This is a genomic window from Armatimonas sp., from assembly GCF_043760365.1.
Lineage (GTDB): Bacteria > Armatimonadota > Armatimonadia > Armatimonadales > Armatimonadaceae > Armatimonas.
In genome coordinates, this window is sequence record NZ_JAYUPA010000738.1 from 1 (window position 1) to 10,179 (window position 10,179).

10 protein-coding genes and 1 pseudogene are annotated in these 10,179 nt (G+C 52.0%); all 11 read right to left on the reverse strand.

Translation table 11 applies throughout. The annotated features are described in order from the left end of the window. Positions 1–10: 10 nt before the first annotated feature. Positions 11–418, reverse strand: a complete 408-nt coding sequence (locus ACH2EH_RS17435; protein ID WP_395143588.1) for an IS3 family transposase — start codon at positions 416–418, stop codon at positions 11–13. Continuing rightward, positions 415–684 carry a transposase gene (locus ACH2EH_RS17440; RefSeq protein ID WP_395143575.1) on the reverse strand — a complete coding sequence of 90 codons (270 nt, stop codon included), beginning with the start codon at positions 682–684 and terminating at the stop codon, positions 415–417. The genes ACH2EH_RS17435 and ACH2EH_RS17440 overlap by 4 nt, the downstream gene beginning before the upstream one ends. 763 nt (positions 685–1,447) lie before the next feature. After that, a complete protein-coding gene (locus ACH2EH_RS17445; RefSeq protein WP_395143577.1) occupies positions 1,448–2,581 on the reverse strand; it encodes a transglutaminase domain-containing protein in 1,134 nt (377 codons plus the stop codon). A gap of 800 nt (positions 2,582–3,381) precedes the next feature. Next, positions 3,382–3,642, reverse strand: a complete 261-nt coding sequence (locus ACH2EH_RS17450; protein WP_395143579.1) for a hypothetical protein — start codon at positions 3,640–3,642, stop codon at positions 3,382–3,384. Between the two features lie 184 nt (positions 3,643–3,826). Further along, a complete protein-coding gene (locus ACH2EH_RS17455; protein ID WP_395143581.1) occupies positions 3,827–4,093 on the reverse strand; it encodes a hypothetical protein in 267 nt (88 codons plus the stop codon). Between the two features lie 101 nt (positions 4,094–4,194). Next, on the reverse strand, positions 4,195–4,653 hold the full coding sequence (locus ACH2EH_RS17460; RefSeq protein WP_395143583.1) for a hypothetical protein: 459 nt from the start codon (positions 4,651–4,653) through the stop codon (positions 4,195–4,197). A gap of 364 nt (positions 4,654–5,017) precedes the next feature. Beyond that, positions 5,018–5,632 carry a transposase gene (locus tag ACH2EH_RS17465; protein ID WP_395143590.1) on the reverse strand — a complete coding sequence of 205 codons (615 nt, stop codon included), beginning with the start codon at positions 5,630–5,632 and terminating at the stop codon, positions 5,018–5,020. A 72-nt stretch (positions 5,633–5,704) separates the two neighbouring features. Then, positions 5,705–5,818: pseudogene (locus ACH2EH_RS17470) on the reverse strand (helix-turn-helix domain-containing protein); the annotation flags it as partial. 204 nt (positions 5,819–6,022) lie between these two features. Continuing rightward, positions 6,023–7,537: an RtcB family protein gene (locus tag ACH2EH_RS17475; RefSeq protein WP_395143584.1), complete on the reverse strand. Its 1,515-nt coding sequence runs from the start codon at positions 7,535–7,537 to the stop codon at positions 6,023–6,025. An 829-nt stretch (positions 7,538–8,366) separates the two neighbouring features. Further along, positions 8,367–8,780 carry a hypothetical protein gene (locus ACH2EH_RS17480; protein WP_395143585.1) on the reverse strand — a complete coding sequence of 138 codons (414 nt, stop codon included), beginning with the start codon at positions 8,778–8,780 and terminating at the stop codon, positions 8,367–8,369. Between the two features lie 933 nt (positions 8,781–9,713). Further along, on the reverse strand, positions 9,714–9,995 hold the full coding sequence (locus ACH2EH_RS17485; protein ID WP_395143586.1) for a hypothetical protein: 282 nt from the start codon (positions 9,993–9,995) through the stop codon (positions 9,714–9,716). Positions 9,996–10,179: the final 184 nt, after the last annotated feature.

Consider the following 10,179-nt stretch of genomic DNA (forward strand, 5'->3'; position numbering starts at 1 on the left):
CATAAGATCCTCAACTTCCTACCATCCAGAGTTCTGTCCTCCACGAAATCGAGGCACCAGATCGTGTTGGGAGCCGTCGCCACCGCCTTTTCCACGGGCTTTTGCCCTCGGATACGCTTCGCGAGCGGCGGGGGCGAACTGACAAGCCCTCACGTCGCCAGAGGCGATGGATGCGCTTGTGGTTGACCTTTAAGCCTTCTCGCCTGAGCTGATGATGAGCCAAGCGATAGCCTCGACGACAGTTCTTTTTGGCAATGGTCTGTATCCGCTCCACCAGTTGGGCTTCATCGTCTTTGCCAGGTCGAACACGATAGCGAGCTACCGAGCGGGAAAGCTTGACGAGCCGACAAGCCTTACGCTGGGAGAGCCCTCGTGTCTTGGCAAAGGAAACAAAGCTACGTTTCTGGGGAGCGGTCAGAAGTTTTTTGAGAGTGCCTCCTTGATGACATCGTTCTCCAAGACCTTCTCAGCTAGGAGCTTCTTGAGGCGGGCATTCTCCTTTTCAAGTTCTCTGAATCGGGTGGTATCACGGGTGGCAAGCCCGCCAAACTTCTTTCGCCAGGCGTAGATGGTGGCGTCTGAAACGCCTTTCTCTTGGGCGAGCTGGGTGACGGTCTTCTCGCCCTTCTCCACTTCCTGCAAAATCGCGACGATCTGTTCGTTGCTAAACTGTCCTGCTTTCATCTCTGGTTCCTTTCTTGAGGGAGTTTGAACTTCCCTCCTAGGGTCGGGAACCGAAGAGCGTTATGGACCTAATTCACGGGAGCTGACCAGAGGTGCTTCTAAGGGGTGGTGACCAGATGCTTGACGCGTCGTCGCTACCTATGCCTGTAGCGAAACTCGCCTTGCCGCTCCGGAGCGAAAATGCTACAATCTCGTAGTCCAAAAACTGTCCAGTCAAACGTCAGGATTACACGCCTTAAAAGGGACCTAATACTGCCGCAGCGAAACGCTTAATAGAAAACAAGACTAGGGGAATGTATGAAATCATCAGCACTAAAGATTCTGTGGGGTGTAGTATCAGGAATCCTTTGTATAATATTGGGATTTGTGATCCCTGTTGCGCTAATGCTTTTTGGATTTATACTTTGGCTTCTTGGGATAATTGCGGTTGCAAGCTTAATCGCTATGACATCGGCTCGGAACTTTCCGCGTATTTGGTATTTATGGGCACTGTTATTTGGAATTGCATCAGGAATTTCAATGTCTGCATCTTCATCGTCCGTCCCGCAAAATAATCCACTCATCTTCGGAGTAGTTTCGGGCACAATTGCTTTAATTGCTCCTTTGGCACTGTCTTACTGGCAGAAATCAAAACATAGTTCGTAACTGCTGAGTTGAAACGGTATCAGTGGGGAGTGATGAATTATACTCCTACCGAAGCAGTCTCCGGTGCATGCCTCGGACGGCTTCGGCAGATAAGCAGGCTAGGAATGCAGTTAGGAACCTAGTCACGGGATTTAACCAAGAGGGGAGTATGGGATCCCTTTGGCACAAGAAAAGTAACTTGTCCTGAACTATATAAGAGAAAAAGATTTTGTCCTGAAGCGAGAGGATACGTAACGGACCTTTTTAATTCAGGTATCATTACCCTATACAGAACATCAACACCCATATCGACAGCACTCCTTGGATAGTCAAGCAAGATAAATGTAGAGTCTCGACCCAGATAATCAACTATATCTTGACGTTGAGAAGCTACAAAAAAACTTAAATCTACCGGAAGCCATCCCCTCTGTGAATCCCAGAAATAATTTACACGATGAAAACGAATTTGATTGGATTCATCAATGCCAACAACAGAGTTTACTCTGCATGGTATTTGGGCCGCGCAAAGGAAGGAATGAATTAACTGCGCAGAATAGATACAATCTACTTCTGGCCTTAATTTTGTTATGAACTCAACGGCATTAGATACCGGAAAGTATTCCGCTCGATAATTCAGCCTTGCCGTGAAGTAACGGCAGAGCCTAGATACATAAGCATACTCACCTTCATTTGCGTTTCTCTGCAACCCAACTGAAGCAACCAAATTTTTAAAATCTTCTTTGTCGGCCCCCAAACCGAGATCTCTTGTGTAAAATTTGAATTCTTCATCGGAAGGCGGCCTTAAATTTCTGTTTGTGTATTTCACCTTGTCGGACTTATCGACTTGATAGCGCACCATGTCATAGGTCACCGCTAGGCTTTGAGAGGTGAGACTATCGACGTGAATGGCGTATAGCTTCCTTCCGCCAGCTTCTTTGACTTCCATCAGATTGACCGGGCTCCCGTCGACCTGCACCTTTACGGAGAGAACATCTTGAAACTCGTCTTCGGCTGGGCATGGAACATAGACACGAGAAGTTGGCTCGATCTGCCCCTTACCGCTTGCTCGGATGTTTGCAAGCGCGGTTTCAAGATCCACGGTGAGAGTGAGGGAAAACCGATCGATTCTCTTGATAGCGTTGTCGTCTCGTCTTTGCCGGGATACAGCTCCTTCCCGAGGACTTTGGGGCGCTGAGCCCGCCAAGGTTGGAGCAGGGCTTAGCATCGACAGTGCGGTGAGCGTGAACGCTAAGAAGATGTTAGTGGATCTCATTACGTACATTTTTAGCACTCTCCGGGAGATGATATGAAAACCGGTCCATTAAATTATCATATATCTCACCTCGTCGAACATTGCGGCGGTTAATATACTCCTTGTGATTGCTACTACAGATTTCGCACCAAGATAATCCGTCCCAGGTATCAGGGTAGCAAGGACTATAGTGTCGGTGGCTAGCGCATCGCTCGCATAGGCCCTTTGTTTCGCGATTGCGTCGATCTTTCGGAGAGTCAAGGCCTCGATGGCCGGAACCTCGAAGCGCGTCGAAGTCGAATGCGTCCTCCCGCTTTGCTTCGAATCTAGCACCACATAGACTACACTGCACCGTTTCATAACGGTCGTCTCTAGGATATTTGACTTTAGGGGCATCATCCAATGTCTTTGTGATGAGACTATTCACGACTCTCTCATCCGATGCTATTGCAGCATTTGGCATAATACTCGCCAGGGAAGCGAGCGCAACTGTCAGTAGGAGGGAGGAACAGATACGGCGGTTCCAGTTAGCATTTTTCATATTCATGGTTAGGTTCTCCTAGTTGGTTCGGTTTTAATAACCGGTTCGGTTTTCGTAGTTCAGAGGGAGGAGCCACCTCCCTAAAGGGATCGATGCTCAGTAGAGGAGCAGACTATCCCGGCTGGTTAGACCTTAGAGGGATAAAGTGACTAGTGGGTCATTTGGCTCGGTGACGCAATTAAGCGTCTGGGATACCGCTGAGGAGCGGTCCTACGATAATCCCTTATCCACATCAGCGGAGAGTCGAAAAACGAATCATGCTAGCGAGCCAAATGACCCACTAGTCTTTCTTTTGAGGAATCTCTTTGCCACCAAACTCGCGGCACTCCTTACGATTGAGATCGTCACGGACACTATTCTTATCCGAGCTACCCAGGCTGTCACGAAGCTCGCAACGAACCTTCTCTTTGTCATTGTCACCCGCAAACGCAGGTGAGACAGTCGCGGCGATGCTGCCCATCAAGGCAAGGCCAAGCAGCAGAGTAGAGCGAGACAGGTTGGTGTTGTTACGAGACAGGTTGGTGTTGTTAATAGTGTTCATGGTAGTTTCTTTCTTTTTTGGGACTTGGTTATTTACTATTTGGTTTGTGCGATCGAGTTTGTTTTTTGAAATTGCAGGCCTGGTTGTGGGTCTGCACTCTTGCAACATTGAGTTGCCAATTAGATTGTGACTTTGGGAATATGGGGAGGGAGGAGCGACTCCCTTCCCATTGAGGGGATTAGCCTCATTGACGAGACTTGTCTCCTGTGGAGAGCAGGCCACGAATGACCGCTCCCGCTGGCCCAGCGGCTTTAAAACCGCTGATGGTATCCTTGATAACCTGCTCCGGTGCGTTGCGCATCGGAGGGTCGATCTGACGCATCTCAGTCTCCGTACGCACCGGGCTCTCACGCACCGGGCGATCTGAGCGCTCTTTCTGGGCAAATGCACTGCTAGAGGACAGGGCAAGTAGACTGAGGCCCAGGGCCATCAGCGTAAAATTCTTCTTCATAGTTCTTTCTTTTTTCTTTCTGGTTTTTTTGGCTATTTTATTTTCATGAGACGAACCAGCCACTTCCGCCACACATCGTACTTCCGCAACACATCGGTTAATTATTCGATAGCCCGGGCGTAACCATCCCTAAAGCCACGGTCAGTTTCAGCTGTAGCTCCCAAGATAATTCCCTTGGGGTTGTAGCGACCTCGGCCTAAATCCTCTTTACCCTGTGCCAAGCCAGCGGCGAAGGCAGCCTCATACTCATATCCATGCTCAGACACCACCGAGTCACCAGCAAGATTGAAGCTTGGGTCAACCTGAGGACGAGGGAAGCAAGGCTCAAAGGGAGCGGTGGGCTTATAGGGGAGAACCCGCCCTTGGGAAGAGAGTGGATCAAGCCCACAGCCATTGACGATACCCATTGCACTTGAGGGAACCTGGACTGTCAGGGAAGCCTGTGCTTGAACAGGTGCTACGGAAAGACTAAGACCAGTAAGCACGAGGCTCAGGATGGGACTGACTAGCTTCCAAGTAGCGAGAGACTTCATATGGTTAGTGAATAAGCGAGAGTTCATGGTTTTACTTTTTTCTTTCTAATGTTCTGAGATATTGGTTTATCGATTGGTTGTTGCCTGTCGATTGGTTGTTGCTGCTTTAACGAGCGAGAGGCGAGGTTTTCAATATTACTGGGCTTGTGCGAGAAGAATTTTTTCTCCCCACTGAAAGCAGGAAGAGCACTAAAATCTATAATGGTCCAGGAAAATGGTTCTTCCGGCCTTTTGGTGAAACGCAGTAGGCGACAGTCTTGAGGCAACCCTCTCCTCATTTTCGAGCTGTGCAGCCCCACCAAGATAACGATTTGCGCCCCTGACCATGGTTTCCAAACAGAAAATTGCCTAGGATCCTCGGCAGACCCCTTGTCAGGCAGCCTGACGGCAGTCAAGCTGCATGGCGATGCAAAACCCGAGCACGAAGCAACGCGAAACCACCGCGACCGTACATCGAGCGTTTCACGAACTTGAGACGGTTGAACTGACCTTCAACGGGGCCATTACTCCACTCAAGCGAGAGGGCGGCACGTACCGCAGACTCATCTTTGAGCAAACCCGAGGCGAAGCTCTTCATCTCCGTGACATCACTCTCCAATGCCGACGAGAGCCAGCCAGGCAATCCTTGTTCATCACGTTGGCGAACCAGCATGCCGAACTCATTGGCTAACGTACGTGCTCGCGACAGTTCGGGACAGGATTGCTCAATCTTGACCAGGATCGCTTGTTCCGCAGGGGATAGGCTCTCCTGTGGACGCAAAAGGAACCAGGAAAATTGTCGCGACGAGCTGGTGTGCTGAGAAGAACTTGTGCGCAAGGAGGTCTTTTCCTTGGGAGAATCCACGGCTGGAGATTCATATCGAGGCTCAGAACCTGATACTCTTTGCTGGGCGATCCAAACGGCTACCATCTTGCGCGAGCCAGGATAGCCCATTTTCTTGATTTCTTGCCAGAGTTGAACTCCGTTCTGACATCCTCCCTCAAAGCGCTCCGAGAGATAGGCCACGAAGGGATCCAGGATGCTAGAGGAGCGGTGAGAGCGGTGGCGAACGCCGTCTTCTTGGACACGGAGGTAATGGTAAACCGTGCTGCGACTTATCCCGAGTTGCCGGGAGATGGTCAAAATGGGAGTGCCCCGCTCCTTCAAGGCATGAATTTCTTGGTGTTGCCGGGAACGGCACTCTTGACGCACGGGCTTGCCCTGCCTCTCTGCTTGGCGCAAAGGAGTGCCCTATCACCAACCAGCACACCCGACTGGCGGGGCAGTTCGCCCAAGACCACGGTGATCCCTTTGACCGCCTTCTTGTGGCTCAAGCCATCTGTGAGGGGATGCTCTTGGTTAGTATTGATGCCGTTTTAGATAGTTTCCCCGTCACGCGAATTTGGTAGTATGTTCCTACCCCTTGATCGTCATCAGGGGCGTGAGCTCGGCGACAGGCTGGGCGATCTGTGCGCCGTGTAGGGTTTCGATGATGGGGCCAATTCCTTTGAAAGCGTAGGGCGCTTCCTGGCGAATCTCATCGAGCTTTTTCTCGACAATATCGCGGCGGCTCTTGACATCTTGGCGGCGCAGGTCTGTGGGGGTAACGATGCGGAAACGCGTAAGAAATGCCTGGAACTCGGCTTCGTGGCCATGGAGCGCATCGCCGCGCGAAAGAGCACGGCCTGCGCCGTGGCTGGCGCTGTTCAGCGACTCGGGGTTGCCGCGCCCGGCGAGGATAAAGCTGCTCGTGCCCATGGAACCGGGGACGAGAACCGGCTCGCCCGTGTAGGCAAACTCCGTGTCGGCCATGGCCTCGTAGCCGCGTGCGGGGCACGCGCCCTTGCGGTGGAGAATCTGGCCATTCTTCTCTCGCCAGAGATAGTTGTGCGGGGCATCGTAGAGCAACGACGACGAACTCTCACCGCAGACTTGGTGCAGACCGCGCAGGGCAATGAGGGCTAAGAACATCCGGTTTGCAAAGGCAAAATTGGCAGCGTTGTGGAACGCGTCCCAGAAGAGCGCGGCCTCGGGGCTGGCAAGGGGCAGAGGAAAGATGCCGTTGTCGGGGTGCTTGAGGGAGCTGGGATAGAGGCTACGCAGCACATCGCGGTAGTAGTTGCCGCAGAGGTGCCCAATCCCCACCGAGCCCGTGTGCACCATCACCGTCACCATGCCGGGCTTGATCCCCCAGGCGTGCGCAGTCGCGCCATCTAGGATCTTCTCGACCCGCTGAATCTCCACAAAGTGATTGCCGCCCCCAATGCTCCCGATCTGGTTGTCTCGGCTGAGCGTGTCGGACTGGCCAATAAAGTCGTCGAGGGCAAAGACCCGCTCTGCCTTCGGGCTGCCGTGGTGGTCAATTCGCCCTAGCTCAGCAGCGATGGACAGGTCGTGGAAGTGCGCCCAGGTGCCGTTGGTTTGGGACTTGGGAACCGTGTTGAGCAGGCCCGTGATGCCCTCCATAAACAGCGCCCGCCGCTGATTGCCGGTTAGGGGAATATTGCGTCCGCCCTCGAAGAAGAGATGGCGAAACGTCGTGTCAAGCTCCTCGCGCTTGCTGAGAATCGTCTCGGCATCCAGCCCGGTGACGTGCAGGCGCATGCCACAGTTGATGTCGCTTCCAATGGCCTGGGGCACGATAAAACCACGCGTCGCAAGCACGGTGCCCACAGGAACGCCGCGTGCTTTATGAAAGTCTGGTGTGACGGCCACTTGCTCGATGTAAGGAGTCTCGTCGAAGCTTTCCGGCAGCGCCTCAGCAAACGCCTCCACGGACTCCTGAAGCGTGAGCAGCTCCAGCAGTTCCATAACAGCATTGGCCTCCACGGGCACCTCGTCGCTGGCAAAGAGCGTCGTGGGAATCCCCTGAGGATTGTCAATACGGACACGGAAGGCATCCAGGCGCGTGAGGCGCGGGTCATCTTTCATCAGCTACTCTCCAGGCTAATCGCATATACTTGAAGCCCCTCAGCCGCAATACAAAACATCTATCAATTACTGAGAGGATTGGTCTCTCGAGGAGTGAGAGTCCTCCATAGGGTCTCCTACTGAAATCACGAAACACTATCAATAAATATGTACAAATCACAGGTTGGATGTGCCGCAAAAGTTTATGCGATTAGCCTGGCTACTCTCTCGCCCCAGCCTAGGCATCTGGTAAACTCATAGCATCTCTAGTTTCCGGTAACTGAGGGGTTTGGATTAGGCAAGTCGGGCATGGTCAAACAAGTCGGGCATGGTCAAACACGGTACAACAAGGTGCTTAAATCCAATCACACCAAGGCCGACCATGCCCACATCAGTATACCGCACCGCCCTTTTCTTGAGTCAACTCGTTGTGCGTTGCCCCCCAAAAACTAGTCCACTGACTGAGTAAGTTTCTAGAGGGAACGCCACCTTCGGCGGCCCCTTGAGTAGCTGTGTGACCGCCTTTTCCCGTCCACCTCTGTGGAAGCACCTTGGGAAGGGGGTGGCGTCGCCCTTCCACGTTGCCCCAAACGGCAGATGGGCAGGGTGCGACTAACTCAGTCGCTGAACCAAATCAGGGGTACAGGTCAGAAGCAGCCTAAATAACATGACCTCGCAAACCGTACTTGCTCAGAGTCACGAATCCTCCTTAGGCACCCACCTCCAGGGTCGCCAGCCCAAGAGACCGTTCTATCTCGCCGACTTTCCTCGTATTGCCGTTCTGCAGTCTCGGCCTCTGCCACTCATCGATATCAATGATTGGCAGAGGCGAAATAGAAGTGCCGAAATCTTACTTGGGTCGAGACCTTATTAAATTAGCATAGTCACCAGTCGCTTTTTCCTGAACCGTTACATCTGATTTAAACCGGCCTTTGCCTACCAGCCCTTTCCCCCCTATTTCTTTTTTTTCAACATTCTCTATATGCGTTTCCATGCTTGATTCCGAAAAAGGGTCCGCTAAATTATATGAACCCTTTGGTTTATTAGCAAGATGAGTATCTAGACTGTGGAAAGTACCGACAGATTGCTCTTTCTTATTCTGCAATTCATACAGAGTCGGCATAGTGGATGGAGTATATCCTCTCACAGCACCAGGATCTGTTTTAGATGGTGCCTTAATATATTTCTGATACAGAAATATAGCATTGATCAATGCCGTTAACAGAACTAAAATTGATAACAAAGATTTTGCAAAATCTTTCACGCTGTAGCCTGCCTTTCGAGATCCCGCCATTTTTAGCTTGCTCTAATCATTCAGTGACATTATTCCACAGACAAAGCATTTCATACTGGTCATAGGATTTTGCCTGTTGATATTTCTGCCGCTTTTGCCGCCAAGACGCCAAGCGTTGAGCTATGAGGCGGGCAAGACGATGCGGCTTTGACTTGCCCCCGTTTAGTTTCCGCCAAGGCCTCTATCATCGCTCTTTTTGCCACAAACACCCCTCGCGTGACACAGGCATCTTTTCTCTCATTTCTCGCAAAGGCTTCTCAAGCGCCCAATGCCCCGGAACCCACTCCCACTCCCACTTCCGGCTTTGTCTCGAAAAACGATCTTCTGGATCCCGCTCCGTTTTGGGGCGATCATCATCCGGCTTGGGGCGATGAAGGGGGACATATGGGATTTCTAAGTTCGTACGAACCCAGTAGCCCGATACCCAGATCACTTCTGGTTTCGGGGGGCGGATTTCATTGCGGGGTTCTGGCGGCTCGTCGGACGTATCTGGCGGTCGGTTATCGTCTAAAGGCGGGTTCGCATGTGAGGTCGTAAGCGAGATCGTACTTAGCAGTACGGTAAGCAGGAACTGTTTTCGGGTTGCCATTACGGTGTCTTTCTTTGGTAAATTGTCTACCCTATACCACTTGCACAGGGAAGGCAGTAGGAAGTTCAGCCAGCGCCGAATCACTCTGGCTTCTCGGCGACTCGTTGATATCGGGAAGCCTGGTGGATTTAAGCTTTACTGCCCCGCTACTGACCTGATCGGGAGGGCCACGTCTCTCGACGAAATGGCTTTGAGCGGCGATGCTCCGAAAAAAGTTTCGGGGCAGGAAGGCTTCGCTTGGTGCCACACTGTAGGCAACAACCCGATCGGGTCAATAGTCTCATGCGCAATCAATAGCCTCATGCGCAAAAGGGTTATCCCCCTCCGCCACGACCAGCACGCATCGCACCTTCCATAACACCCTTGATAAGCTCATTGACGCGCTCCACGCGCTCGTTGATCTTGTCATTAGCAGCCCTAATACGGTCACGCTCCGCCCAGGCATCGATACGTTCACGCTCCGCTTTATTGCGATCCGCTCCTACGCCAACATCTGCACGGGCAGGGATGGTCATTGCCAAGCCGCCAAGCAGTGTCATGGCAAGTGTCATCGAGAGCGCCATACGGCGTAGTACTAAAATACGTTTCAGGTTCATAATTCTTTCGTTTTCTTTCTTTATGAATGTTATTCATCTTGGCAGGGGGGAGGAGCCGCCTCCCCAAGCGGTCAGGAAGTTAGTTGCCGCTACCCTTGCTACATTCTTTCGTAGCCTTCTCCTTGGCTTCTTTGATCGCTTTGTCGCTGGTGCGATCACTCTCTGCTTTCTGTCGCTCGCGCTC

Bases quoted from the DNA above. Each gene is read 5' to 3' on its own strand.
- ACH2EH_RS17445 (WP_395143577.1), bottom strand. From the start codon at position 2,581: ATGAGATCCACTAACATCTTCTTAGCGTTCACGCTCACCGCACTGTCG.
- ACH2EH_RS17440 (WP_395143575.1), bottom strand. From the start codon at position 684: ATGAAAGCAGGACAGTTTAGCAACGAACAGATCGTCGCGATTTTGCAG.
- ACH2EH_RS17455 (WP_395143581.1), bottom strand. From the start codon at position 4,093: ATGAAGAAGAATTTTACGCTGATGGCCCTGGGCCTCAGTCTACTTGCC.
- ACH2EH_RS17475 (WP_395143584.1), bottom strand. From the start codon at position 7,537: ATGAAAGATGACCCGCGCCTCACGCGCCTGGATGCCTTCCGTGTCCGT.
- ACH2EH_RS17485 (WP_395143586.1), bottom strand. From the start codon at position 9,995: ATGAACCTGAAACGTATTTTAGTACTACGCCGTATGGCGCTCTCGATG.
- ACH2EH_RS17450 (WP_395143579.1), bottom strand. From the start codon at position 3,642: ATGAACACTATTAACAACACCAACCTGTCTCGTAACAACACCAACCTG.
- ACH2EH_RS17460 (WP_395143583.1), bottom strand. From the start codon at position 4,653: ATGAACTCTCGCTTATTCACTAACCATATGAAGTCTCTCGCTACTTGG.